Source organism: Arthrobacter sp. PAMC 25486, from assembly GCF_000785535.1.
GTDB lineage: Bacteria > Actinomycetota > Actinomycetes > Actinomycetales > Micrococcaceae > Specibacter.
The window spans coordinates 4,413,773-4,440,269 of record NZ_CP007595.1 but is presented as its reverse complement, the minus strand read 5'-3'; the positions used below and the strand labels follow the sequence as shown (position 1 = coordinate 4,440,269).

Annotated in this window: 21 protein-coding genes and 3 tRNA genes; 8 read left to right on the top strand and 16 right to left on the bottom strand. The window is 63.5% G+C overall.

Annotated elements, in window-relative coordinates; genetic code table 11:
• Positions 1–660 precede the first annotated feature (660 nt).
• From frr to rpsB, 4 genes are all read right to left on the bottom strand, one after another.
• A complete protein-coding gene (frr, locus tag art_RS19900) occupies positions 661–1,218 on the bottom strand; it encodes a ribosome recycling factor (protein ID WP_038467735.1) in 558 nt (185 codons plus the stop codon).
• A 114-nt stretch (positions 1,219–1,332) separates the two neighbouring features.
• The gene (gene pyrH, locus art_RS19895; protein ID WP_038467732.1) at positions 1,333–2,112 is read right to left on the bottom strand and encodes a UMP kinase; all 780 of its coding nucleotides are present in this window, start codon (positions 2,110–2,112) and stop codon (positions 1,333–1,335) included.
• Between the two features lie 195 nt (positions 2,113–2,307).
• Positions 2,308–3,135 carry a translation elongation factor Ts gene (gene tsf, locus art_RS19890; RefSeq protein ID WP_038467728.1) on the bottom strand — a complete coding sequence of 276 codons (828 nt, stop codon included), beginning with the start codon at positions 3,133–3,135 and terminating at the stop codon, positions 2,308–2,310.
• Positions 3,136–3,302: 167 nt separating this feature from the next.
• Entirely contained in the window at positions 3,303–4,229 is a 927-nt protein-coding gene (gene rpsB, locus art_RS19885; protein WP_038467725.1) for a 30S ribosomal protein S2, read from the bottom strand.
• Between the two features lie 348 nt (positions 4,230–4,577).
• On the opposite strand from rpsB, the gene art_RS19880 reads away from it, so the two are divergent.
• On the top strand, positions 4,578–5,117 hold the full coding sequence (locus art_RS19880; protein ID WP_225437396.1) for a peptidoglycan DD-metalloendopeptidase family protein: 540 nt from the start codon (positions 4,578–4,580) through the stop codon (positions 5,115–5,117).
• On the opposite strand, the gene art_RS19875 is transcribed toward art_RS19880, so the two are convergent.
• The 6 genes from art_RS19875 to art_RS19850 form a co-directional block, all read right to left on the bottom strand.
• Entirely contained in the window at positions 5,118–6,314 is a 1,197-nt protein-coding gene (locus art_RS19875; RefSeq protein WP_225437404.1) for an acyl-CoA dehydrogenase family protein, read from the bottom strand.
• A gap of 423 nt (positions 6,315–6,737) precedes the next feature.
• Positions 6,738–6,811 (bottom strand) — tRNA-Ile (locus tag art_RS19870).
• A 71-nt stretch (positions 6,812–6,882) separates the two neighbouring features.
• Positions 6,883–8,088: a glycosyltransferase gene (locus art_RS19865; protein WP_038467719.1), complete on the bottom strand. Its 1,206-nt coding sequence runs from the start codon at positions 8,086–8,088 to the stop codon at positions 6,883–6,885.
• Positions 8,089–8,129: 41 nt separating this feature from the next.
• On the bottom strand, positions 8,130–9,032 hold the full coding sequence (locus art_RS19860) for a DMT family transporter (RefSeq protein ID WP_038467716.1): 903 nt from the start codon (positions 9,030–9,032) through the stop codon (positions 8,130–8,132).
• On the bottom strand, positions 9,029–9,640 hold the full coding sequence (locus art_RS19855; RefSeq protein ID WP_038467713.1) for a CDP-alcohol phosphatidyltransferase family protein: 612 nt from the start codon (positions 9,638–9,640) through the stop codon (positions 9,029–9,031). The genes art_RS19860 and art_RS19855 overlap by 4 nt, the downstream gene beginning before the upstream one ends.
• 90 nt (positions 9,641–9,730) lie before the next feature.
• The gene (locus art_RS19850) at positions 9,731–10,570 is read right to left on the bottom strand and encodes a phage holin family protein (RefSeq protein WP_157875383.1); all 840 of its coding nucleotides are present in this window, start codon (positions 10,568–10,570) and stop codon (positions 9,731–9,733) included.
• 322 nt (positions 10,571–10,892) lie between these two features.
• Between art_RS19850 and art_RS19845 the strand changes: the two genes are divergently transcribed.
• On the top strand, positions 10,893–12,113 hold the full coding sequence (locus tag art_RS19845) for a multidrug effflux MFS transporter (protein ID WP_038467710.1): 1,221 nt from the start codon (positions 10,893–10,895) through the stop codon (positions 12,111–12,113).
• 73 nt (positions 12,114–12,186) lie between these two features.
• On the opposite strand, the gene art_RS19840 is transcribed toward art_RS19845, so the two are convergent.
• From art_RS19840 to dusB, 5 genes are all read right to left on the bottom strand, one after another.
• Positions 12,187–12,262: transfer RNA gene (locus art_RS19840), tRNA-Asn, on the bottom strand.
• Positions 12,263–12,380: 118 nt separating this feature from the next.
• A tRNA-Asn gene (locus art_RS19835) sits at positions 12,381–12,456 on the bottom strand.
• Positions 12,457–12,518: 62 nt separating this feature from the next.
• Positions 12,519–14,507 carry a DNA primase gene (dnaG, locus tag art_RS19830; protein ID WP_038467707.1) on the bottom strand — a complete coding sequence of 663 codons (1,989 nt, stop codon included), beginning with the start codon at positions 14,505–14,507 and terminating at the stop codon, positions 12,519–12,521.
• A gap of 51 nt (positions 14,508–14,558) precedes the next feature.
• A complete protein-coding gene (locus art_RS19825) occupies positions 14,559–15,833 on the bottom strand; it encodes a deoxyguanosinetriphosphate triphosphohydrolase (RefSeq protein ID WP_038467704.1) in 1,275 nt (424 codons plus the stop codon).
• A 161-nt stretch (positions 15,834–15,994) separates the two neighbouring features.
• Complete coding sequence (dusB, locus tag art_RS19820; RefSeq protein WP_038467702.1) at positions 15,995–17,176, bottom strand: tRNA dihydrouridine synthase DusB; 1,182 nt, start codon at positions 17,174–17,176, stop codon at positions 15,995–15,997.
• 208 nt (positions 17,177–17,384) lie between these two features.
• On the opposite strand from dusB, the gene art_RS19815 reads away from it, so the two are divergent.
• The 3 genes from art_RS19815 to art_RS19805 all read left to right on the top strand — a co-directional run bounded on the left by art_RS19815 (position 17,385) and on the right by art_RS19805 (position 21,259).
• Complete coding sequence (locus tag art_RS19815) at positions 17,385–18,203, top strand: ATP-binding cassette domain-containing protein (protein ID WP_052136823.1); 819 nt, start codon at positions 17,385–17,387, stop codon at positions 18,201–18,203.
• Between the two features lies 1 nt (position 18,204).
• Positions 18,205–20,553 (top strand): YhgE/Pip domain-containing protein, encoded by a 2,349-nt coding sequence (locus art_RS19810; protein WP_038467699.1) that lies wholly within the window; start codon positions 18,205–18,207, stop codon positions 20,551–20,553.
• Between the two features lie 133 nt (positions 20,554–20,686).
• A complete protein-coding gene (locus art_RS19805) occupies positions 20,687–21,259 on the top strand; it encodes a TetR/AcrR family transcriptional regulator (protein WP_038467695.1) in 573 nt (190 codons plus the stop codon).
• A 144-nt stretch (positions 21,260–21,403) separates the two neighbouring features.
• On the opposite strand, the gene mgtE is transcribed toward art_RS19805, so the two are convergent.
• Complete coding sequence (mgtE, locus tag art_RS19800; protein ID WP_038467692.1) at positions 21,404–22,762, bottom strand: magnesium transporter; 1,359 nt, start codon at positions 22,760–22,762, stop codon at positions 21,404–21,406.
• Between the two features lie 477 nt (positions 22,763–23,239).
• On the opposite strand from mgtE, the gene art_RS19795 reads away from it, so the two are divergent.
• From art_RS19795 to art_RS19785, 3 genes are all read left to right on the top strand, one after another.
• Positions 23,240–24,445, top strand: a complete 1,206-nt coding sequence (locus tag art_RS19795; RefSeq protein ID WP_038467689.1) for a type III polyketide synthase — start codon at positions 23,240–23,242, stop codon at positions 24,443–24,445.
• A gap of 94 nt (positions 24,446–24,539) precedes the next feature.
• Positions 24,540–25,280, top strand: a complete 741-nt coding sequence (locus tag art_RS19790) for a class I SAM-dependent methyltransferase (protein WP_325169870.1) — start codon at positions 24,540–24,542, stop codon at positions 25,278–25,280.
• On the top strand, positions 25,273–26,493 hold the full coding sequence (locus tag art_RS19785) for an NAD(P)/FAD-dependent oxidoreductase (protein ID WP_038467686.1): 1,221 nt from the start codon (positions 25,273–25,275) through the stop codon (positions 26,491–26,493). The genes art_RS19790 and art_RS19785 overlap by 8 nt, the downstream gene beginning before the upstream one ends.
• Positions 26,494–26,497 lie beyond the last annotated feature (4 nt).

The following is a 26,497-nucleotide window of genomic DNA, read 5'->3' as shown; positions in this document are numbered from 1 at the left end:
TTTTGACCGCCGGCTGCGTTGTCTTGGTCTTCGCAATTTCAGGCACGACGGCGTCACCCGCCCCGGCGTCAACGGCCGGTTTGGTGTCGGCAGACTTGGCGTCGGCAGGCTCGGGAGGCTTGGTGCCGGCCAGCTTTGCGCCGGCAGCCTTGGCCTCAGACGCGGCACGTTTGGCGCCGGCAGACTTGGCGTCGGCAGGCTTGGCCGGTTTTGCGCCGCCAGCCTTGGCGTCAGGCTTGGCCTCGGCTGCCTTGGCCGGTTTCGCCCTGGCCAGCTTCGCCTTGGCGCGGGCTGTGCCGCCGGCAGACTTCGCGCCCGCAGATGTGGCCTGCTCGTCCTTAGCCTTGGCATTCTCAGCCCTGGCAGCCGTGCCCGGTTCGTCGGCTTGCGTGCCCGACGCAGCAGCTTTCACAACCGAAGCCGCATCCTTGCCCGAGCCGGCCACAGTGTCGGCGGGATCAGCGCCTTGACGAGGGCCGGCGTCGTTCTTCACCTTGGCATTGGGCACGATGATGGGAATCATGCCAGTCATCTCGGCATGGTGGCGGGCCTTGCGGGAGGGGAACTGGTAATCGGCGGGTGCCGGTATCAGACCTGGCTCTGGATTTAGCGCGGCCGGCTCCTTCTCGGAACCGGCCGGCGCACTCTTGGGGTCGTTCATTAGACCTCGAGAAGCTCGACTTCCTTGCGTTTGAGCAGCTCATCGATGTTCTCCGTGTGGGACTTGGTCAGCGCGTCCAATTCCTTCTCGGCACGCACACCCTCGTCCTCACCGGCGTCCCCATCCTTGACCAGCTTGTCCAGCTGCTCCTTGGCCTTGCGGCGGATGTTGCGCACGGAAATCTTGGCGTCTTCACCCTTGGTGCGCACAATCTTGACGTATTCCTTGCGACGTTCCTGGGTCAGTTCAGGCATCATGATGCGAATGACGTTGCCGTCATTGGAAGGGTTGGCACCAACCTCGGAAGAGCTCAGTGCACGCTCAATGTCGTGCATCGAGGTCTTGTCGAAGGGTGTGATGAGCAGGGTGCGGGCTTCCGGCACGGCAAAGGCGGCAAGCTGCTGCAACGGCGTCGGAGACCCGTAGTAGTCAACCATGACCTTGTGGAACATGGCGGGGTTGGCACGGCCTGTACGGACCGCGGAGAACTCCTCTTTGGCAACCTCGACGGCCTTGTCCATCTTTTCCTCGGCTTCGAGCAAGGTATCTTCGATCACGCGTCTCTCCCTCAATAAATGTCTACACAATCTTTCCGCGGCAAATGCCCACGGCAATTCTGAAACTATCCTACCGTGAGCGGGCCCCGGCTGTGCCCATGCTGCGAGGGTGGCTTACGGGGTGACCAGGGTGCCCAGCTCTTCGCCCAGAATGGCGCGGGCAACATTGCCTTCACCTTCCATGCCGAAGACGAGCATGGTCACGTTGTTGTCTTTGCACAGGCTGAACGCCGTCTGGTCCATGACGCGGATGTCGCGGGCCATGGCCTCATCGTAGCTGAGCGAATCAAGCTTGACGGCGGTGGGGTCCTTCTTGGGATCCGCCGTGTAGACGCCGTCAACGCCGTTTTTGGCCATCAGCACGACGTCGGCATGGACTTCCAGCGCACGCTGGGCTGCGACGGTGTCGGTGGAGAAGTAGGGCAGGCCTGCGCCGGCGCCGAAGATGACCACGCGGCTCTTTTCCATGTGGCGGATGGCGCGGCGGGGAATGTAGGCCTCGGCAACCTGGCCCATGGTGATGGCGCTCTGCACGCGGGTGTCCACGCCGGCTTGTTCCAGGAAGTCCTGCAGCGCCAGGCAGTTCATGACGGTGCCCAGCATGCCCATGTAGTCCGCGCGTGAGCGGTCCATGCCGGAGGCGGAGAGCTCTGCGCCGCGGAAGAAGTTCCCGCCGCCAACAACAATGGCAACCTCAACCTTGTCCACCGTGCTGGCGATCTGCTTGGCGATGTCGCGGATGGTGTCCGGATCCACGCCGAGCTTGCCTGCCCCGAAGACCTCGCCGGAGAGCTTCAACAACACACGACGGCGTTTGCCGGGTACCGCTGCAGCGTCATCCGCGGTGACGGCGCTGGGACAGGTCTCTTCGGTCTGCGTAATATTTGTGCTCATGTTGCCTTCCATGGGGCCGTGGCTGGGCGCGTTGCTTGCTGCCGCGCCGGCTGTCTGCGTGCCATTGTGCTGGGTGCCTCTAAAATCTTATCCGACGTTACATGCGAAGAAGGGGCAACCGCTGTTTGCGGTCACCCCTTCTTCGTCACATCAAGCCGGGGCGGCTAGCTGCCCCGAAGCTCTTGAAATGTGTAATTATGCTCCGACGCGGAAACGCGCGAAGGCGACAGGCTTGACGCCTGCGTCTGCCAAAACAGTGGCAACGCTCTTCTTGGCATCCTTGGCGAAAGCCTGGTCAACCAGGACGATCTCCTTGAAGAAGCCGGTCAAGCGGCCTTCAACGATCTTCGTCATGGCAGCTTCCGGCTTGCCCTCTGCCTGTGCGGTTTCGGTGGCGATGCGGCGTTCGCTGTCAACGACGTCCTGTGCAACTTCGTCGCGGGTCAGGAATGTCGGGGACATGGCAGCAATGTGCACGGCTACGTCGTGCGCCACTTCCTGGTTGTCACCGTCGACGGCGAAGAGCACGCCAACCTGTGCGGGAAGGTCCTTGGAGGTCTTGTGCAGGTAAGCGTCAACCGTGGCACCTTCGACGCGGGCCAGGCGGCGAATGGCAACCTTTTCGCCCAGCAGTGCGCCGGCTTCAATGACAACCTCGGACATGGGCTTGCCGTCAACGTCAACTGCCAGCAGTGTCTCAACATCGGCTGCGCCGGAAGAGATGGCCGTGGCCAGTACCTTGTTGGAGAATTCGATGAAGGGGGCAGCCTTGGCAACGAAGTCAGTCTCGCAGTTGACTTCAACCATGACACCAACACCGTTGTCAACGGCTGCGGCAACGAGGCCTTCAGCGGTTGAGCGGCCTTCGCGCTTGGTGGCACCCTTGAGGCCCTTGATGCGAATGAGCTCCATGGCCTTCTCGGCGTCGCCGTTGGCCTCGTCGAGAGCCTTCTTGACGTCCATCATGCCTGCGCCTGTGCGCTCGCGCAGAGCCTTAATATCAGCGGCGGTGTAGTTCGCCATATGAACCCCTCAGTGTAGATGTTTGAGTATGTAAATCTGGTTTAGGCCAGTTCTGGCAGGACCGCTGCGCCTTGTGGGCGGTGCGATCCTGCCAGCATCTGATTCCTTAAGTGTGGCCGAGATGGATTTCCTCAGGTGGAACCCATCAAGGGCCGAAGAAAAGTGTTTTACTTCTCGGTTGCAGCTTCAGCAGCAGCTTCTGCCGGTGCCTCAACAGCAACTTCAGCAGCAGCCTCGGCCGGTGCCTCAACAACAGCTTCAGCAGCAGCCTCGGCCGGTGCCTCAACAGCAACTTCAGCAGCAGCTTCTGCCGGTGCTTCAGCAGCCTTTTCGCCTTCGAGGAGTTCGCGCTCCCACTCAGCCAAGGGCTCAGCCGGTGCTTCTGCGTTGCCGGTTGCCTTGTTGTTGCGGGCGATCAGGCCTTCTGCAACAGCATCGGCAATGACGCGGGTCAACAGTGCAACGGAGCGGATGGCGTCGTCGTTGCCCGGGATCGGGAAATCAACTTCGTCAGGGTTGCAGTTGGAGTCCAGGATGGCAACAACGGGGATGTTCAGCTTGTGTGCCTCGTCGATGGCGAGGTGTTCCTTGGGTGTGTCAACAACCCAGATCACGGACGGTGCCTTGGTCAGGTTGCGGATACCACCGAGGTTGGTCTGCAGCTTGGTGAGTTCACGCTTGAGGAGCAGGAGCTCCTTCTTGGTGTGGTTTGAGCCGGCAACGTCGTCGAAGTCGATCTCTTCGAGTTCCTTCATGCGCGAGATGCGCTTGGAAACCGTCTGGAAGTTGGTGAGCATGCCACCCAACCAGCGCTGGTTCACGTAGGGCTGGCCAACACGTGTAGCCTGCTCGGCGATTGCTTCCTGAGCCTGCTTCTTGGTGCCGACGAAGAGTACGGTGCCGCCGTGTGCAACGGTGGCCTTCACGAACTCGTAGGCGCGGTCAATGAAAGACAGTGACTGCTGCAGGTCGATGATGTAGATGCCGTTGCGCTCGGTCAGGATGAATCGCTTCATCTTCGGGTTCCAACGGCGGGTCTGGTGTCCAAAGTGGACGCCGCTGTCAAGCAGCTGGCGCATTGTTACGACGGGCATGCCGACGCTCCTTCTTGTTAGTTTTACGGTTGTTCAGCCTTGGTCCCAAACCGGTTGCCCGACTAGGTTCCATTGCTCCTGACACCCATCGCGCATTCCATAAACCACCGTGAGGCGGACCGTATGGGCACAATCCATCAGCAGGATCCAAGATCATTCTCGAATACCTCATCAGGGTGGGGTGTGCGAAGTCAGTGCACAAACAGCACACTGCTCCCTCAATGTTACTACAGCGCGGCAATGCCCCCTGACCAGTTCATTCCCCCACACCCCACACAACCAGGGTCGTCGTCCACATTCCGGCACAGGGACCTATTTTTGCCCGGCTTCCGGGCGCACGATTGTCAGATGCGCACCCTGTCAGCCACCCGGAAAATGTCCATGTTGGGCGGAATCCTGCTGGTCTTGGCCTTCCTGCCCGGTCCCGCCGCATTAAGCACGACGGCGGCCACTCCCCTGCCAGCCTCCCTCGCCTGGCAGTGGCCGCTGGCAGGGACACCTGCGGTGGTGCACACCTTCGATCCGCCTGCCAAGCCGTGGCTGAGCGGACATCGCGGCGTGGACTTGGCTGCAGCCCAGGGCGCCGCGGTGGTGGCGCCAACCACTGGGGTGGTGAGTTTTTCCGGCGTCGTGGTTAACAGGGCGGTGCTGACCATCACAGTTGCCGGCGGTCTGCGGCTCAGTTTTGAACCCGTCACCTCCACGCTGCAGGCCGGCGATCCGGTGCTTGCGGCCCAGAGCGTTGGACTGGTGCAGGGGCCCACGCACTGCGACGCCGCCGGTGCCAGCTGCCTGCACTGGGGCGTGCGTCGAGGGGAGGAATACCTTGATCCACTGCAATTTGTCATGGACCTGCGCCCCTCGGTCCTGCTCCCCCTGAACCCGTAATTAGATGATGGCAGAGATGCCGGTGATGGCACGGCCCGTCACGAGGGTGTTGATCTCGTAGGTGCCTTCGTAGGAGTAGATGGCCTCGGCGTCGGCGAAGATCTTTGCCATTTCAAAGTCGGTGACAATGCCGTTGCCGCCCAGAAGGCTGCGGCCCATGGCCACGGTTTCACGCATCCGGGCAGTGGTGAACGCCTTGGCCAGCGCCGACTGCTCATCCTTCGCCTGGCCCAGGTCTTCGAGCTGCGACAGGCGCACCATCATGCCGGTGGAGGCGACGGTGTTGCCCAGCATTTTCACCAGCTGGTCCTGCACCAGCTGGAACGAGGCGATGGGCCGGCCGAACTGTTCGCGTTCCACGGCGTAGCGGCGGGCCACGTCAAAGGCGGCCATCTGCTGGCCCACAGCCTGCCAGGCAACGGCGAGGCGGGTGACCTTCAAGACCTTGTTGGTGTCACGGAAGCTGTTGCCGCCGGCCAGCTTGTATTCGTGCGGCACCACAACATTCTCAAGTGTGATGTCTGCGTTTTGGACGGTGCGCAGGGCCGTCTTGTTTTCAATTTTCGTGGCACCGTAACCGTCCAAGGTGGTGTCGACGAGGAACGCCTTGACCTGGTTGTCGGCTACGTCGCGGGCGAAGATGACAACCCAGTCGGAAAAGGTGGCGTTGCCAATCCAGCGTTTGGCGCCGTTCAGGATCCAGTTCTCGCCCTCGCGGACGGCGGTGGTGCGCGTGCCGCCGGCTACGTCCGAGCCGCCGAGGGGTTCGGTCAGGCCGAAGGCGCCGATCTTCTTCAGGGCGTAGATGTCCGGGAGCCAGGCCGCCTTTTGCTCGTTGGAGGCCAACGCCTCGATGGAGCCGGTGAACAGTCCGTCATGGACGCCCATGAATGTGGCGATGGAGGCGTCCGCGCGAGTGAATTCGGCGTGGGCAAGTCCGGCAAAGAGGCTGGAGTGCCCCTGCCGGTGGACGGGGCTCATGATGTCCAGCTCGGCGAGCTTCGGGATGATCTCCATGGGGAATTCGCCGCGGTTCCAGCAATCAATGGCAATGGGTTTGACTTCTTTGGCCAGGAAATCGCGAATTTCGTGCAGTCGTTCCCGTTCCGTCTCGGAGAGCAGCTGCTCAAATCCGTAGAAGTCGCCATCGGCGTACGGGAGGTTGTTGATATCTACTGCAGCCTTCGACACGGGCATTCCTTTGCTTGAACTCATCACTGAACAGCCAACTGTTCGGCCAACACCAAACATGTTACTGATGAGTAACTTACCGCACCGGACGTGATGGCCGCAACATTGCACATGGCTGACCGCCCGGCTGGACACGCGCCGGGACACGCGCCGGGGTAGTCGTTGCCAAATGCGGCCGGCACGGACGGATTCCGAAGCTGCGGGGGTAGCCGTTGCCAAATGCGGCCGGCACGGACGGATTCCGAAGCTGCGGGGGTAGCCGTTGCCAAATGCGGCCGGCACGGACGGATTCCGAAGCTGCGGGGGTAGTCGTTGCCAAATGCGGCCGGTCTGCCAGGGGCGGATGGCAACGACTACCCCCGGCATTGAAAAACAAAAAGCCGCAGGCCAGAATCCCTGAAAAGGGTCTCTGACCTGCGGCTATACACGTAGGGCCACTCGGACTTGAACCGAGGACCTTAGGATTATGAGTCCCGCGCTCTAACCAGCTGAGCTATGGCCCCGTGCAGGGTGCTTCGCCCCGTAAGAATACGCAACTGGGAAAAGCACTCCCACAATACTAATAGCTCAGCGCCTAAACTGCGTGATCCTCGTAGCTTCCGCCACGATATATGTCTTCGAAGGTGTCAAGTGTCTTGGCCAGGCCGTGGCGGGCCACCATGCTGTGGCTGGCCTCGCCCATGGCCGCCCTGTCCTCGGGTGAGAGTTGCATGATGGTGGTGATCTTCTGCGCCAGGTCTTCGCTGTCGTTGGGTGTGAACAGGTAGCCGTTCACACCTTCGTCGACCAGGTGGGGCAGGGCCATGGCGTTGGCCAGCACCACGGGGGTGGAGGCGCTCATGGCTTCAAGGGTGACCAATGACTGCAGTTCGGCGGTGCCGGGCATGACGAAGAGGTCGGCCTTGAGGTAAATCTCGCGCAGTTCCTCGTCGCTGATGAGTCCGGTGAAGCTGACCCTTGAGGACAGCCCCAACTTTTCACTTTGCACCTTGAGCGCGTTCTTGACCTCGCCGCCGCCAACAACAACCAACTGCAGGTTCAATTCCACCGGGGTCTTGGCGATCGCGTCGATCAGGACGTCAATGTGCTTTTCCTCAGCGAGACGGCCAACAAACGCCACGGTGGGGAATTCGTTGCGGGGAATGCTCTCACCCTCGGCCAGCTCATAGTTGCCGGATTCGATGCCGTTGGAGAGCGGCAGCACCTTGCGCAGGAAGGCGTGCTCATGCATGGCCTTTGCCGCCAGCGGCGTAGGCGTGGTGACGACATCGGCCCGACTCATCACCTTGCCCATGTCACGCCATGACACGCGGCCCACAATGTTCTTGAACCACTGCGGGAACGGCAGGAACGGGTTCAGGTTTTGCGGCATGAAGTGGTTGGTTGCAATGATCCGGATGCCGCGGCGTGCTGCCTCGTACACCACGTGCTCACCGATCATGTAGTGGCTTTGCACGTGCACCACATCCGGCTTGATCACATCAAATAGTGCGGCAATGTCCCTCTTGATTTCCCACGGCAGGCAGATCCTGAAGTATTCGTGCGTGGGCACCGGGCGGGAACGCAGGCGGTGGACGGTTGCTTCGGGGCGCTGCTCGGTGAACATGGGGCCGCCGTCTTCACGGCAGGCCATCACATGAACGTTGTGTCCTCTGGCTGTCATCCCCGTCGCCAGGCGGAGGCAGAACTGCGCGGCCCCGTTGATGTGCGGCGGGTAGGTGTCGGCCGCGATCAAGATGGTGAGCGGTTTTTGGGCGCTTTCACTCGGGGTGGATGTCACAGATAAAACTCCTGTTGGCTGGGTGCCTGGCTGTGGCCGGCTCATTGCTTACGTTGTTCCTTTTTTGCAGCTCGACGCCGTTTGACCACGTCCGGGTGGTGTCTGGACAACGCGATAACCCCAACGATAGCAAGGATCGCGGCACCTGCCATGGCAATTGCAACGACTGGCGGAACGTCGTCGCGCAACTCACCCAAAATGGCTATTCCAATGGCGATGCCCACTATGGGGTCGATCACAGTCAGGCCCGCAATGACTAAGTCCGGAGGCCCGTTGGCGTAAGCGCTTTGCACGAACCAGCTGCCCAGTCCGCCAGCAGCGGCGATGGCGATGACCGAGTACCACTGGACGTTCAGCAGATAAAGACCGTTCGGGTCAAAGATCTGTTTGGAGATGATGCGTGTCAGGACCGCCACGAAACCGAACAGCATGCCCGAGCCGATGATGTAGAAAAATGATTTGAGCCGCTGCTTAAACAAGACCAGGGCGCCGCCGAAGAAGATCACCACGATGGACAGCAGCAGTACCACCGTCAGCTCTTGCGTGACGGTGACGTGCGTGTTTTCACGGACAACATTCACCGCCATCAGCACAAACAGGGCGCTGCCTGCGACACATGCGGTGATGGAAACCACTGTTGCACGGTTGAGCCTGATCCCTTGGTCGCGGGAGTTGACGATGGTGGTGATCACCAGGGCGATGGCCCCGATGGGCTGCACCACCGTCAAGGTGCCAAGGGTCAGTGCCACAACATTCAGTGCGGTTCCCACACCGAGTAGGAGCAGTCCCAAAACCCAGCGCGGGTTGGACAGCAGCCGCACGAACCCCGAGCCGCCCAGGGCTAGTCCTCCGGTGTTGTTACTGACGGCGCTGCCCTGGCGTTGTGCGCCGAAGGCAAGGAAAAAGGCTCCTGCCACGGCACACACCACGGCAACCCACATCATGGGTGGCCCGCCCTGCCACCGTCCGGCAGGTGCAGCTCACGGTGCTTGGCAAGCACTAAAACCAGATATTGGGTAAACGCAATGACATGCATGACCATGCCGGCGCCGAGGAACACCCAGGCCAGTATGGCAGTGAAATCAGAATCGAGCGCCTTGGCCAGCAGCAGCATCGGCGTGCCAATCATGAGCGCCGCAGTCCGGGTCTTCCCGAGCAAGGTGACCTTCAGGTCCGCGTCTCCCCGGAAGTAGTACAGCGTGACCGCCAGCAGGACGGCGTCGAGAATCACCAAAAGCAGCAGCAGCCACAGGGGCAGGAAGCCGGCAAGGACCATGGTGATGACGACGGCGACCAGGGCCACCCGGTCAGCCAGCGGGTCCATGACCCGGCCCAGCTGGGACGTTTGATTCAGCTTGCGGGCAACAAATCCGTCGATCCAGTCGGTGCAGCCCATCATGGCCAGGACGAAAACGCCCCAACCGTATTCCTGCCGGGCCAGCACCAGCCAGACGAACAAGGGGGTGCCGAGGAACCGGACGATGGTGATGACATTGGGGATGGTGAAGATCGCATTGGAGCTATCCATGTAGGTCCGTGAGTTTTCGGGCATGTCAGTCACCTCCCCTGATAGTTGTGCGTGCAATGGCCGTGTCAATCAAGGCTGCGTCCGTGCGCTCCCGTGTGTCCTTGCTGGGCGGAGCTATTTCTTTATCAACTTTCGCAACAACACGATACAGAGGGTGCCCGATCCGGCAAGGACAGCAAGTGGCTTCCACCGCTCCTTCACCAGCGCTGTCGCCTGACTGGCGGTGCCGCCGGTGAACCGGTTGACCTTATCCATGGCCTTGTTCTTGGCTGTGTCAAGGAAATAGCCTGCCTGCTTCTTGACGTCGGCCTCCTCCACCAGCTCCTCGCGCAGATCGAGCAGGTGCGCCCGGCGTGCTTCCGTACGCTTAATCAGCTCGGAGGTGCTGGCCTGGGGTCCGTGCTCGGCCTCCTTGGCAACCCGTTCCGCAGCGGCCCGGGCCTTGTCTTCGGCGGCCTGTGCGTCGCGTGCCTTCTTTTCAGCGCGGGTCAGCACCGGCGCGTCAAGGGTCCCCGGGTCAAAGTCGCGGCCATGACGGGCAATGCCCAGGTCGTGGCGGATGCCTCGCCACGCATGCTCCGGAATGATCGGCAGCAGGGCCTTGGATTTCTTGTAGGCCACCAGGGCACAGATGCCAATGACCACCAGCAGGCCGGCGCTCACGAGCAACGCCGACAGCCACAGCGGCATGACGGTGGCCAGCCCGGCGATCCCGGCGACCGTCAGGGCGATGACCAGCAGCACCAGGAACACCAGGGCAGTTCCCGCGAACACGGCAATCCCGCCGAGGCGTGATTTCTTGTCCCCGAGTTCCAGCTTGGCCAATTCAACTTCGTCGTTCAGCTGGCGCGGGACAAGCCTGGCAGTGGTTTTAAGTGCCTCCACGAGCGTTGACCCGTCAGCCGTTCGGTTTCCCTCCGACGCGACATGCACGTCCGTTTGCGCATCCGTCACTGAGACCGCCTTCTTAATGAGGGTTCGTGCCACTTGCGAGCCAAGGAGTGCACGAACCCGAAATCTTTGCAGCGTCCGTTTGACGAACATTGCCGTATGGTCAAAATTACCATCCATCGGCGCGGCGGCGGGTCCCGCCAAGCCGGTACTTTGTTGCGGAATAGTAAAGCTCGTCCCGGAGTTGTTGGTTCTTGTGAAGCGGAACACAAGTAAAGCCGTCGTGCTTGGTTGGGGCATTTTCCGCATACCATAAACTCTGGGCACAGCATTCGACGCCTGTTCTTCATTCGCACGCACATGATTTCTTGCAAGGATTCCTTAGTTGACCAACTTGACCCACCCCGGGGACGCGCTGTCCCGCCGGCAAAAGCTCATCTACGTTCTGGTGCTGGGGCTGCTGACCGCCCTTGGACCGTTCACGATCGATCTTTACCTGCCGGCTTTTCCCATCATTGGCGAGGAGCTGGGCGTCAGCGCCACGGCGGTCCAGCTGACCCTGACGGCCACCACCATCGGCTTTGCGGCCGGGCAACTCATTGTGGGGCCCTTCAGCGACAAGTTTGGCCGCCGGATGCCGCTGATCCTGGCGACCGCCTTGCATGTGGGCGCCTCGATTGGTGCGGCACTGTCCACCGACATCACCATGCTGGGCGTCTTCCGCGTACTGCAGGGCATCGGCGCGGCCGGCGGCGGTGTCGTGGCGATGGCCATGGTGCGCGACCTCTTTGGCGGCTACCAGCTGGTGCGGATGCTCTCCCGCATGGCCCTCGTCAACGGCATGGCCCCCATTCTCGCCCCCGTGATCGGCTCGCAACTGCTGGGCATCATGCATTGGCCTGGCATCTTCTGGTTCCTGGCCGGGTATGGCGCGTTGGTGGTGGTGGCCGCCTTCGTGTTCATCGTCGAGACCCTGCCTCCTGAAAAGCGGCAGTCCGACGGCGTGAGCGTCGCCGACCGCTATAAGGTCGTGTTCAGTGACAGGATCTTTGTGGGCACCTTGGTCGTGGGCGGCTTCAACTTTGCCGCCTTGTTCACCTATCTGTCGGCCTCCACGTTCCTCTTTCAGGACACCTTTGGCTTCACACCCCAACAGTATGGCTACCTCTTTGCGGTGAACTCCCTGGGTGTGGTGGCTGGTGTTCAGATTGCCTCCCGCATCATGCGCCACACCGGTCCGCAGTGGGTCATCGCCTGGGCCACGGTGGCGCAGGTGGCTGCCGCCATCGCCATGGTGGTCTGTGACCAGCTGGGCCTTGGACTGTGGGGTGTCATGGTGCCGCTGTGGTTCTTCATTTGCGCCACAGGGTTCATGTTCCCCTCCGTCCAGGTCATGGGGCTGGCCCGCAATGGCAGCCAGGCCGGCACCGCAGCCTCGCTGCTCGGAGCCACCACCTTCGGCTTCGCCGGCATCATCACCCCGGTTGTGGGCTTCATTGGTGTGACAACAGCAACACCCATGGCCATCATCATGGGCGGCTGCATCCTGCTGGCCATTGCCGCGCTGTGGCTCATCGTGCGGCCCCGGATGGTGCCGCAAATCTAGCACCAAACAACAAAAGGACCCCCGCACTTCAGCTGAAGTGCGGGGGTCCTTTTGGTCAGAGACAATGTCTCTTTGGCTCCCCCACCTGGACTTGAACCAGGAACCTTTCGATTAACAGTCGAACGCTCTGCCAATTGAGCTATAGGGGAATGAGGCAAGTAAATCTTAGCAGTAATTTGCGGTTGAAATCAAAACCGAACATTCCTGCGCACGAAAAGCAATAATTGTCTGACGGTTTCACAACAAAACCGTCAGACAATATCGCCTTGGCTCCCCCACCTGGACTTGAACCAGGAACCTTTCGATTAACAGTCGAACGCTCTGCCAATTGAGCTATAGGGGATCGTGCAGGAACAACAATAACAAAGGGTTGCCCAGTTGTGAAATCGGGGCGGCGCACCCTTGCTAGTTGTCTCCGCGCAGCTGCCGGCGGGCCATTTCCAGTTCCATCAGCTCGCGTTGGAGCAGCCGGTAGCCCTCAGGGTCCACGGCAGGATCCATGCGTTGCAAGGCGCCCAGCCGCTCTTCCTTCAACCGCGTGATTTGCAGCTCGAACAGCCTGCGCAAAATGTCCCGGCAGTATCTGGCGAGGGTCTCCTCGCCCGTTGCCGGCAGGGGGCTGAGCGCCAATTCCGCCACCAGGGATTCCAGTTCGGGCGGCACATTCGCCCGCACGGCCTCCAACCATTGCGAGGTGGCCGCCACCGACTCACCGGCGTGCCCGATGCCCTCCTGAATGGCCCTGTAAGCGGGAACCACGAACTCCGTGGCGGCAAAATGCTGCCAATTTCCGGCCGACAGCAGACCTGGCTGCTGCAGCACCACTTCGAGGGCCTCCCGCTCCATGCGGCCCTGCGGATCGCGCGGATCCGGGCGCGCAATGACGGCAGGGGCAGGCTCGGCCGCAGGTGCCGTTGCGCCCTCCTGGCCATGTGCCTGACCCGTCGCCTGCCCGTGCGCTTGCCCTTGCGCTTGTCCGTGCGCTTGCCCTTGCGCCTGCCCATGCACGACGGCGGCACGCGCCTGCCCGTGGCCCGCCCCCCTGGTCTCCGGCTGGGTGTGTGAACGGCGCTCGGCGTTCTTCACCGCGCGCAGCACCTCGTTGGGGTCGGCCAACCCCAGCCAGCCGGCCAGTTCCTGGCTGTATCCCATACGGGTGGAGCCGTCGCGAATGGATGCCACCACCGGGGCGGAGGCCCGCAAACCGCTCACGCGCCCCTCGACGGTACTCAGGTCAAATTTTGCCAACGTGGTGCGGATGGCAAACTCAAACAGCGGCCGGCGGGAACGAATCAACGCATGCACCGCCTCGTCGCCCTTGTTTTGGCGCAGCTCACAGGGGTCCGCGCCGGAGGGCTCGACGGCCACAAACGTCTGCGCCACAAATCGCTGGTCCTCATCGAAGGCCTTCAGCGCAGCCTTTTGCCCGGCGGCGTCACCATCGAAGGTGAACACCACTTCGCCACCGCTGCCATCGTCGGAGAGCAGGCGCCGGGCCACCTTAATATGGTCGGCGCCGAACGCCGTGCCACAGGTGGCCACGGCGGTGTCGACACCGGCAAGGTGGCAGGCCATCACATCGGTGTAACCCTCAACCACCACCAGCTGGCGCTTTGAGGCAATGCTCTTCTTGGCCAGGTCGATCCCGTACAACACCTGGGATTTCTTATACAGCGTGGTTTCGGGGGTATTGAGATATTTGGGACCTTGGTCGTCCTCAAAAAGCTTTCGTGCACCAAAGCCCACGGTGTCCCCGGCAATGTCGCGAATGGGCCACATGAGCCGGCCGCGGAAGCGGTCATAAATGCCCCGGTTGCCTTCGGAAAACATGCCCGTCAATTTCAATTCATCGTGCGTAAAACCTTTACTGGTGAGGTGTTTGAGCAGCGCATCCCAGCCTTGCGGGGCAAAGCCCACGCCGAAGTGTTCGGCCGCATCACGGTCAAAGCCTCGCTCGTTCAGGAACTGGCGCCCTGTTGCTGCGGCGGGAGTGAGCAGCTGTTCACGAAAGAACTCCCCCGCGATCTTGTGCGCATCCAGCAGGCGCTGCCGGCGGCCGATGTCCTCACGGCGCGGCCCTGTGCCACCATCCTCGTAGCGCAATTCATAGCCAATGCGCCCGGCCAGTTTTTCCACGGCCTCGGAAAAGGAAATATGATCCATTTTCTGGATAAAGGAAATGACGTCGCCGCTTTCCTGGCAACCGAAACAATGAAAATACCCCATCTGCGGCCGCACATGAAATGACGGACTGCGTTCATCATGAAAGGGGCACAACCCCTTGAATGAACCAATTCCCGCCGATTTCAAGGTGACGTAGGCATCAACAATTTCCTTGAGGTCGGTGCGGGTACGCACCTCATCAATATCTTCACGTTTTATCAGGCCAGCCACCCCGCCAGTTTACGTGAGATTGCCGGCGAGTGACGCCGGTTGTGCACAGGGCTACAACAGCGTGCGTTCGGTGCCTACGAGCCGCTCGTGCAGCGCAAGCGCCGACACATCGGTGAGTGAGGCAATCTGGTCGATGACCACCCGAAGCCGGGCATCGTCGTCGTCCGCGTCACGCCAATCCTCGGCGAACATGGTCTCCAGGTGCGCGTCGCCGGTGGCATTGAGCGCGGCGACCAGCTCGCCCAGGATGTCCTGCTGGCGCTGGTAGATGGGTTGGCGGTGGTCGGTGGTCATGACAAAGGTGGTGGCCAGGCCCTTCATGACGGCGATTTCCAGCATGGTCTCGTGAGGCACGACGACGTCCGCCGCGTAACGCGTCAGCCGGCCGGTCCCATAGATGGCCTGGGTGGCGGTGACGGCGCTTTGGCAGAACCGGCCGATGAGCTGGCTGGTCATGTCCTTCAGGGCCGCCATGGAGCGGCGGCTGCCGTCGGCGTGGCGGACCCACACGGGGGTGGCCTCGAGCCGCAGCAGTGCCGCGTCAATTTCGGCGGTCCCCACCGACGGCAGGTACCACTGCTGCGTGTAGCCGAGGACACGGTTGCGCTGGTCCTGGTTCGCCAGCCACTTCAGCTGCACGTGCCCGGCGACGATGGCATCCTCCACGTCATGCACGGAGTACGAGATGTCATCGGAGAGGTCCATGACCTGCGCCTCGATGCATGTCTTGCCTTCCGGGGCGCCTTCGCGCAGCCAGGCAAAGACCGGCAGGTCGTCGGTGTAGGCGCCGAACTTGCTGGTGCGCGAGCCGTCGATCAGCGGCGCATCCGCAGCAAGCCATGGATATTTTGAGGAGGCGTCGAGGGAGGCGCGGCTCAGGTTCAGGCCGGCCGATCCGCCGTCGGCCGTCAACACCTTGGATTCCAGCCGGGTGAGCAGGCGCAGGGTCTGGGCGTTGCCCTCGAAGCCGCCGATGGTGTGGGAGAGGCCGTTCAGGACCGATTCGCCGTTGTGGCCGAAGGGTGGGTGGCCAAGGTCGTGGGCCAGGCAGGCGGTGTCCACCACGTCGGGGTCGCAGCCCAGCACCCGGCCCAGTTCGCGGCCAATCTGCGCCACTTCAAGGCTGTGGGTCAGGCGGGTCCGGACGAAGTCGTCGGTGTCGGGGGCCACCACCTGGGTCTTGGCCCCAAGCCGGCGCAGCGCCGAGGAATGCAACACCCGGGCCCTGTCACGTTCAAAAACGGTGCGGAAACTGGTCTTTGCTGCTTCCTGCACCCACCGCTGCTCATCGTGGGGGACGTACACTGGCTCTAAATCTGAGGACATGTCCCTAAGTTTAGGGCCAACGCGGGGCTGGCCGGGGACGTTCTCCACAGGCTGGCCGCCCGGCTGCGAGGACGGGCCGACCCTGCCCGCAACGGCGCAGGGTCCCGGCAAACGGAAAATGATCCCGATCCCGCTTTCCGAGCCCGGGGAGGAGCCGGGGATTACCCGCCCGAGGCGTCGATTTCCGCCCCGGCCAGCTCTGCTTCCTGGGTGTTGTTGACAGTGCGGTTGTCCAGCCAGCCGGCGGGAAGGGCCGTGCGCTTGGGCGTGCCGGCGCGGCCACGGGGGCCCTCGGCGTCGGCGCCGGGGTACTCCCCCGACATGTCAAGCTGGTCCAGCAGCCCGCGCAGCACCTCGAGGGTGGGCACCGAGGCCAATGCGGCGCGCAGTTCCCCGCCCACCACGTAACCCTTGAAGTACCAGGCCATGTGTTTGCGAATGTCGCGCAGCGCCTTGTTTTCGTCGTCGAAGGTGTCCACCAGCAGCTCCGCGTGGCGGTACACGGCGGCGGCGACCTCGGCCATGCCGGGCTTCAGGCGCGTGTCGCTGCCCTCGAACGCGGCCATGAGGTCACCGAACAGCCATGGCCGGCCCTGGCAGCCGCGGCCCACGACCACACCGTCAACACCTGTCTTGCGCACCATGGCGATGGCGTCCTCGGCGCTCCAGATGTCGCCGTTGCCCAGGACGGGCACATCCGGCAGGGCCTCGCGCAGGCGGGCGATGGCGTCCCAGTCGGCCTGGCCCGAGTAGAACTGGTTGGCGGTGCGCCCGTGCAGCGCCACCGCAGCCACTCCGGCGTCGCGCGCAATACGGCCGGCTTCAAGGTAGGTGAGGTGGTCCTCGTCGATGCCCTTGCGCATCTTGATGGTCAGTGGCAGCCCGCCCTTGGAGGCCTCGCGCACCGCCGTCTGGACGATGTCGGTGAACAGGTCAAGTTTCCACGGCAGGGCCGCGCCGCCGCCGCGCCGGGTCACCTTGGCCACTGGGCAGCCAAAGTTCAGGTCGATATGGTCTGCGTGGTCCTCCTCGACCAGCAGGCGCACGGCCTTGCCCACAGTTTCCGGGTCAACGCCGTACAGCTGGACGGAGCGGATCTGCTCGTCCGGATCGTGACTGATCAGCCGCATGGACTCCGGCGTGCGTTCCACCAGGGCGCGCGAGGTCACCATCTCGGAGACGAACACGCCGCCGCCATGTTCGCGACACAGCCTGCGGAACGCCGTGTTGGTAATGCCCGCCATGGGGGCCAGCACCACCGGGGTTTCCACGGTGATGTTGCCAAGTTTCAGGGGCGGGAGGTCCAGTTTGGTGTCGCTGGCGGGGATATCGGTAACAGTCACCGTCCAATTCTCTCAAATCCGGGCTCATTTTGTGCAACCGGGTTCGCCCGCCACCACCGTCACGCCAGGAACGGGCAGCCCCCAGTGAACAACATCACGAAATCTCCCCCAAAAAAGCGTTCCCTGTCAGGCCAAATTCTTGCTAAACTGACTGGTCAGTACAAAGAATTGGGAGCGGCCCAGCCCTCCCCCTTACAAAGGAACCACTGTGCAGATTCAGGCCACGCAGATCCATGCCACCAACCTCGCACTGTCAGCAGGCCGCGGTCCCGTCTACGGCCCCCTGACCTTCCACATCGAGCATCCCCTCTCCGTCCTGCGCGGGGACCCCGGCAGCGGGCGCACCTCACTCCTGCTCACCCTGGCCGGACGGATGAAGCACGACGCCGGATCCCTCACCGTGGGCGGACACAAACTTCCCCGCAGCCTCCGTACCGTGCAAAAGCTCAGCGCCATTGCCGGATTTACCGGCATCGACGAACTGGAGGAATCGGTCACCGTGGCCGCCACCCTGCGCGAACGCCTCGCCTGGATTTCGCCCTGGTGGGCCATAGTGCGCACACCCAACGATGCCGAGGTCGCCCGGCTCTGCGCCAACGTCTTTGGCGAGGAACCCATCCCCCCTGCCACGACCGTCATCTGGGACCTGTCCGAGACCCAGAAGTTCCTGCTGCGTATCACCGTGGCCCTGCTGAACAAGCCGCGGCTGTTGTTCGTGGACGACATTGAACAACTGCGCAGCACCGAGTCGCGCGCCGTGGTGTGGGGACGTCTGGCCCACATCAGTGGCGGGCGCACCGCCGTCGTGGTTTCCGCATCCTCCCTCGATGAGCAGCTGTGGGCGGAGCTGGACATGGCCCCGCACATCATCGACCTCAGTACCGCCGAAGACGCCGCCGGCCCGGTTGCAGATGAAGACGCTGCTGAAGAAGACACCGCCGAAGAACCCGTTGCAGCAGAAGAAACTGACGAAGAAGTTGCTGAACCGGCCGAACCCCGCCACGAACTGATCATGGAGAGCCTCTAAAATGTTTGCCTTTTTATCCTCCGGAACCGAGCTGAGCCGCTTCAAACGCGGCACGCTGCCCAAGATCGCGGTCGCCGTGATGCTGTTCATCCCGCTCATCTACGGGGCCCTGTACCTGTGGGCGTTCCAGGCGCCGGACAAGCACATGAGTGACCTACCCGTGGCCCTCGTCAACCAGGATGCGGGCGCGCAGCGGGACGGTGAGGCCGTACACGCCGGCGATGACCTGAGCAAGGAACTGCTGGACGGCATGGACCTGAAATGGGTGAAAACCGATTCCGCAACCGCCGCGCAGGGTGTGGCCGACGGCGAGTACTACTTCGCCATGACCATCCCCTCCGACTTCTCGGCGAACGCCGTGTCCGTGGGCACCGACGCCCCCGCGCAGACCAAGCTGGATGTGGAGTTCAACGACTCCAACAACTTCCTCTCCAGCGTCCTGGGCAAGCAGGCCATGGCCCAGGTCCGCGACGCCGTCGCCACGCAGCTCGGTGAGCAGACCTCCTCGACACTGCTGCTTGGCCTGCACGACGCCGGAGAAGGACTCCGCGCCGCAGCGGACGGTTCCGCGCAGGTCACCGAGGGCATCGACGCAGCCAAGGAAGGCGCCGGGGAACTGGTGGTCGGCATGAACGACCTGGCCTCCGGTTCACTCACGCTCAAGGATGGTGCGTGGCAGCTTTCCGAGGGTGCCACCAGCCTGTCAACAGGCGTCGGCACGCTGGCGGCCGGGGCGGACAGCCTCAACAGCGGCGCCTCCGCACTGTCCACCGGCGCCGACGCACTGGCAACGGGCGTGTCGCAACTGGACACCGGCGCAGCCGCCCTGGCCGAAGGCAGCGGCACACTGGCCGCCGGCAGCTCCGAACTGGCCACACAACTAAACAACGCCGTGCCCGGTGCCCAGCAGCTGGAGGCCGGCGCAACAACACTGTCCACCGGCGCAGGCACCCTGTCGGCGAGCGCAACCCAGATAGCAGATTCCACCTCTTCCCTGGCCGCCAGCGCCGACGGGCTGGCCACCGGTGCAACCCAAACCCAGGAACAGCTGGCTGCCTTGATCGCCGGTGCGCAAGCCCTGCCGGCAGGAACCCCGGCCAGTGCCCTGCTTGAAAACCTGAAAGCCTTGCAGGAGCAGGCCGTGACGCCGCTGGCGCAAGGTGCCGGACAACTGGCGGCAGGTGCCCAGCAGCTGTCACAGGAGGGAACCACCCCCCTGGCCGGAGGTGCAGCCCAGCTTGCCGCCGGCGCCAACGAGGTCTCCACGGGTGTCAGCTCGTTGTCCGGTGGTGTGGCACAGGCGGCTGCCGGAGCCGGCAAGCTGTCCGAGGGTGCCGACACGCTGAACACGGGTGCCACCACCTTGGCCGCAGGAGCCAAGAGCGCTTCCGGCGGTGCGACGGAGCTTGCCACCGGAGCGGGGGCGCTCTCCAACGGCGCCACTGAACTGGCAACAGGCGCCGGCACAGCCAAAACCGGTGCGGAGGCTCTTGCCACCGGCGCCGGCACCCTACACAACGGCACGTCGGAACTGGCCGACGGCACAGGCAAACTGCTCACGGGCGGCACAACACTGGCCGAAGGCGCGGACAAGCTCTCTACCGGCAGCCATGAGCTGACCGACAAGCTGTCCGACGGCGGCCAGAGCGTTCCCAACGACTCCACCACCCTGCAGGCCCAAAAGTCGGCTGTGCTGGCTGAGCCTGTTGCGCTCAACCAGCAGTGGGCCAATGAGTCCAAGAGCTTTGGTGAGGGCTTTGCCCCGTTCTTCATTGCCCTGGCCACCTTTGTGGGTGCGCTGATCTCCTGGCTACTGCTGCGGGCCCTGCCCACCCGCGCCCTGGCGGCCGGTGCCAGCGGCATCCGCACCGTCATGACCGGCCTGCTGCCGGCCCTGGCCATCGGCCTGGGCCAGGTGCTCATCATGGTGGGCGTGCTGCTGTGGGGGCTGGACCTGTCCCCCGTCCACCCCGTGGCCATGGCCGGCTTCATCTACCTGACAACCGTTGCCTTCCTGGCCCTGCAGCAGATGTTCATCATCGTGTTGGGCACGGCGGCCGGCCGAGTGGTCTCGCTGGTGCTGCTCATGCTGCAGCTGAGCTCCTCCGGTGGAACGTACCCTGTGGAAACCACTCCGGGCTTCTTCCAAGCACTGCACCCCTTCATGCCTGCCACCTATGTGGTGAACGGGCTTAGGCAGTTGATGACTGGTGGAATAGACTCCCGGTTGTGGGTTTCGGTGGTATTCCTTGCACTGCTCACAGTTGCGTCGGTGGCCATCAGCGCCTTCAGCGCTGGACGCCAAAGGGTTTTCTCCATCAAGCGCCTGCACCCTGAACTGGAGATGTAGCCGGCGAACTGGAGATATAGCCACCGGCACACGCGGCCAGCAGCGCAAGGCGGGCCGGCCGCCGTCGACCATGTCCTTTCGCCTTGAAGCCCTGCCCCCTGAAACCCTGTCCGCCTGACCCTAAGGAATCTAAGTGCCTCGCATCTCACCCACCAAACAAGCCATCCTCGCGGCCGCGCTGGAGCTCGGTGCGCTGCACGGGATTTCCGGGACCACCATGGAGGAGGTGGCGGAGCGGGCCGGGGTGGCCAAGGGCAGCGTATATTACAACTTTTCCTCCAAGGACAAGTTGTTCGAGGAGCTGCTGACAACCGGTGTGGCGTCGTTGGCGGAGACGTTGCGGACGGCCCGGGAATCGGCGGTTGGCTTTGCCGCGGTGGAGGCGATGGTCACGAACATGCTGTCGCTGATTGCGGAGAACAGGGCGCTCGCGAAGTTGATGGCGGCGGAGATTTTCCGCACCGACAGGGTGTGGCAGAACGCCGTGTCGGTGCTGCGCCGGGAGGCTGTGGGCGAGTTTTCCGCCGCGCTGGAGCCCCTGGTGCCTGCAGGCACGGGCGAAGGCACCCGGCTGCTGATGGCCGGCGGCATCTTTGGGGCAACCCTGATGGGCGGGCTGGAATGGCTGCTGTTCAGTCCTGAAACACCCTCCGCGGATGTCTCGGCCGCCATCCTGTACACCTTCTCAGGCAAGCTCGCCGCTTAGACTCCAGCTGCTGACCCATCCCCCCAAGACAAACGCTCCTTCACATCCGGGGCTGTTTTCGCCAACGCTCGCTCACTCTGATCCATTGAGTGCAGGAGCGTTGGCAAAAACACCCCGTGATGTGAAGGAGCGTTTTGGGTGGGGTTAGAGGCCGAGGATGCTGGTGGCGATCAGGAAGTAGATGATCAGCCCGGTCGCGTCCACGAACGTCGAGATGAACGGGTTGGAGAACACGGCCGGATCGGCCCTGACGGCCTTGCCCAGCAGCGGCATCAGGCCGCCGATGCTGGCGGCCATGGTGCACACGCCCAGCAGGGTCAGCCCGATCACCAAGCCAATGGGCACCGTGAACGCGATGGAGGCGATGGCGAATCCGAGCGATCCCAGGAGCAGTCCAAGGAACGCACCCACCCTGACCTCCCGGGCAAAGACCTTGAACACGTCCCGGGGCCGCACATCGCCCAGAGCCAGTGCCCGGGTGATGGTGGTGGCCGCCTGGTTGCCGGTGTTTCCTCCCGTGCCGATCAGCAGCGGGATGAACAGCGAGAGCACCACCTGCTGTTCCAGCGTCGCCTCGAACGCGCCAATGACCTGGACCGTCAACGTCGCCCCGAGCGCCAGGACGAGCAACCACACCACCCTGGCCCGCACAATGGCACTGACGGGCGTGGCCAGGTAGGGCCGTCGCAGCGGCTCGGTGCCGCCGGAGCGTGCGGCGTCCTCGGTCTCGGCATCCTCCAGGATCTGCAGGGCGTCATCCACGGTCAGGATCCCGACGAGGCGGTCCTCGGCGTCGACGATCGGCAGCACCAGGACCTTCGCGTCGGCACAGTACCGGGCGGCTTCCTCGGCATCCTCGGTGGCCGGAAAGCTCAGGGGTGACTTCATGATGTCGGCGACCAGCAGCGCATCATCTGCCCGGAGCACATCGCGAAGGGAGACGACCCCCACCAGGTGCCGGCCGCCGTCGGTCACGGGAATCGTGTAAACACTTTCGGCATCATCGAGGTGGGCGCGGACCCGGGCAAACGTTTCCTGCACCGTAAGCATCGGATGGGTGGTAACAAATTCCGGGCTCATGAAGCGGCCCACCGAACGCTGCGGGTATCCCAGGACGGTGCTGGTGAGAGCCCGTTCCTTCTCATCCAGTCCGGAGATCAGGCGGTGCGCCACGGAGGCCGGCAGCTCATCCAGCAGCGCCACCCGGTCATCCGGGCTCAGCTGCGCAAAAACCTCGGCTACGTCGGCTTCCTTCAGGCCGGCGACCAAATCGGCCTGCAGCGCCGCATCCAGGCGCTCAAAGACCTCCAACGCCTGGTCCTTGGGCAGGGTCCGGTAAGCCACCGCCCGTTCAATGGTGCTCAGCCGTTCCAACTGTTCAAGAATCTCGGAGGTGTTCAACGGCAACAGCGCCTGTGAAATACCCGCCAAATCGTGTTGGCCAAGGGCGCGGCTGAGCAGCTCGGCGCTGTCGTCAAAAGTCTGGACGGGGTACTTGATCATGGTCCGGGTCCCTCCGGTGCGGCACACTTTAAGCCGCGGCAGTGTTGGCCGCAGTGGTGAGCAGAAAATGGGTGTGTGAAAAGGTGCTGTGCAACCGCAACCGCACAATCCCCCAAAGCAACCAGGGAACACTAGCTGGGAATCTGAATTCCCCCGCCAAGGCCAGGCCGCTATGAAAAGGCCGGGTGGCTCCGTGCCTTGCGGCACGTCGTGGGAATGAAAGTCAGCGTGTCATCCGATGGCGCAGGCGAGGCTCGCGCGGTGAGGTAGATCGACTATGTCCGTCATCCATTTGTGCGGCTCACCTCCAGCTTTCTAAGGCCCATCCCGGGCGTAATAATCAAGCACCAGTCCCGCAAATTCAAGGTAATTGGCCCTCTAGCCATCCTAGGCCACGGCACCGTGGAAGCACGAATCACCCGGCGCGCCTATTGTGTGCCCATTGTGTTCCGTGCCCGCTGCGCCTAAGAATGGATCATGACGGTCACATTGAGGTCCCTGGAAACCGCACTTCCACCCACCATCCTGGTTCAGGAGCAGGCCCGGGATGTGTTTGCCGCCCAGCCCGGCCTCACCCGTCTGGGGCAGCGCCTCGTGCGCACCTGTTTTGATTCCGCCGCCATCGACACCAGGCACACGGCCGTGGCCGAGATGAGTGCCGACTTTCGCGGCCCCGATCCCGTATTTTACGACGGCGTCTCCGGATTGTTGCTGAACCCCACCACCCGCGAACGCAATGAACTGTTTACGACTGAGGCGTCCGCCTTGTTTGTGGAGGCGGCTTCCCGGGCCCTGGCCGCGTGCGACGGCGTGTCCCCGGCCGATGTTTCCCACGTCATCACCGTCTCCTGCACAGGCTTTTTCAACCCCGGGCCCGACTACAAGATTGTCCGTGCCCTGGGACTGGATCCATCGGTGCAGCGCTACCATCTGGGTTTCATGGGCTGCTACGCGGCCTTCCCTGCCCTGCGAGCGGCGAAGGCCTTTTGCGAGGCGGACCCGGACGCCGTGGTGCTGGTGGTTTCGGTGGAGCTGTGTTCGCTGCATGTACGCACCTCGAACAATCCCGACACCATCATGGGTTCCTCCCTTTTTGCCGACGGTGCCGCAGCCGCGGTGATCTCTGCCCGGGAGCTGCCGGGTGCCGGGACGGGCTCCGGCGCTGGTTCCAGGACGGGCTCCGGCGCTGGTGCCGGGACGGGCTCCGGGCAGGGTTCCGGCGCTGTCATTGAGCTGGACCATTTTGAGACCGTACTGACACCCGTGGGCGAGGATTCCATGGCCTGGAACATTGGCGACCACGGCTTTGAAATGGTCCTGGACAGCTACGTCCCAAAAATCATTGACGAGCACATCACGGGCGCCTTGGAACCACTGCTGGCGCAGGCTCCCTCCCTGCACGGGCGCCCCTACAACCACATCAAACATTGGGGCATCCACCCCGGCGGGCGCAGCATTCTGGACAAGGTGCAGGCCAAGCTGCAGCTCAGCGATGAACAGCTCACCCCGTCCCGGGAAACGCTGCGCAACTTTGGCAACATGAGCAGCGCAACGGTGTTGTTTGTCCTCAAGCACATCCTCGATGCGCCCATGGAGGCGGAGCGGGAGAGCATCTGCGCCATGGCCTTTGGGCCCGGACTGACAGTGGAATCAGGGCTGTTCACGAAGGCATCCCGTGCCTGAGCACTCCTCCGACGGAAACCGGAACACATCCCGGCGAACCCTTATGGGGTTGTTCCCGCGGCCATTCTTGGGGGCCTCCTGGCGGGCCTTCCCGGTGACGGTGCGGAGGGCCCTTCGGGCGGCATTGCCGCAGCCCTTCTTGGCAGATCGGGATGTGCACGCCATGGAGGAAATGGACAAACCGGACGCCGACCCCGCCATGCTGGAGCGCACCTACGCCCAGTTCCCGCTGGTCAACCGCGTGGTCTCGCGCTGGCACGGCGTGTACAAACACAGCATCAGGCCGCTGCTGTCGCCCACCTCGACAACCACCTTGCTGGACATCGGGTGCGGCGGAGGGGACATTCCCGCAGCCTTGGCCCGGTGGGCGGCGCGCGACGGGCTGCCCCTCCATATCACCGCGATCGACCCCGACCACCGCGCCATCGTCTTTGCCCGGACCCACCACGCGGGTGCCGGGGTGGAGTTTCGACAGGCCCACAGCAGCGCCCTGACAGCGGAAGGCGAGACGTTCGACGTCGTCATTTCCAACCACATGCTCCACCATCTGACCCCGGAGGAGCTGGCCGGCCTGCTGGCGGATTCCGCTCACTTGGCGCGGGGGCTGGTGGTGCACAGCGACATTGCCCGCAGCCCCCTGGCCTACGGCTTGTTCTGGGTGGGGACGCTGCCGTTTTTCCCGGGGTCGTTCATCCGGAGGGACGGGCTGACGTCCATCCGCCGCAGCTACACGCCCGGTGAATTGCGGTCCGTGCTGCCGCCGGGTTGGCGTGTGGAATCCGCCCGGCCAGCGCGCACTCTGGCCCTTTTCACGCCGGGTCCCGGGCATGTTTGACGTCATTATTGTGGGCGCCGGGCCCGTGGGCCTGCACCTTGGCGCACTGCTGCTGCAGGAGGGCCTTGCTGTGCGCATCCTGGAACAGCGCACAGCCCCCCGCCCGGATTCGCGCGCCATTGGCATCCACCCGCCGGCACTTGCGGCCCTGGCACTTGCGCAGGTGGAGGCTCCCCTGCTGGCCGAGGGCGTGCACATCACCTCCGGGGTGGCCCGCAGCGGCGGGGCGGAGGTGGCCCGGCTGGCGTTCTCCGGCGCCCGGCCCTTCGTGCTCACGCTCAAACAGGCCCGCACCGAGGCGATCCTGGCGGCGCGGGTCATGGAGCTTGACCCAACCGCCGTGGTGCGCGGTTTTTGCGTCGATGCCATGCATGACGGCGGCACCTTCATCACACTGTCCGGCTCGCTTGGCGGCGGGCAAGGTGGGGCAGGGGAACCCGGCGCCCAGGAACAGACCGGCGGGGAACCCGAGGCCGGGGACCAGACCGGCGGGGAACCAGATGCACAGGAGCGGCGCACGCATTGCCAGGCCCGGCTGGTGGTGGGTGCCGACGGTGCACACTCCGCTGTGCGCCGTCTGCTGAGCATCCCCACGAGCGGGCGCGACTACCCTGATTCGTACTTGATGGGCGACTTCGTCGATGACGGACACGACGGGCCCACGGCCGTGCTGTATTTGGAGCCCGCAGGAATCGTGGAATCGTTCCCGCTGCCCCACGGACTACGCCGTTGGGTGGTGCACACCGATTCACTGCTGCGGGACGTGGATGCCGCAGCTTTGGCGGCACTCATCCTGGATCGCACCGGGGTACGCGTGAATGCCGGCGCGAACAGCATGCTCAGCGCCTTTGCTGTTCGCACCCGGATGGCGCGGCGCATGGTGTCCGGCAGGGCGGTGTTGATTGGCGACGCCGCCCATGAAATCAGCCCCATCGGCGGTCAGGGCATGAACCTGGGCTGGCTGGATGCGGCCGACTTGGCACCCATCATTGTGGCAGCGTTGCACGGGCGCAACACGGGCCCGCACCTGGCCGCCTTTGAACGCAACCGCCTGCGCGCAGCCCGCACTGCCGCACGGCAGGCGCAGCTCAACATGGCGCTGGGACGGAAGGCCCCGCCGTCGTTCCTCCACGCACGGAACGCGGTGCTGGGGCGACTTGTTCGGCTACAGCCGGTCCAAAAACTTGTCGCCCGCCGCTTCACGATGCAGTGACGGC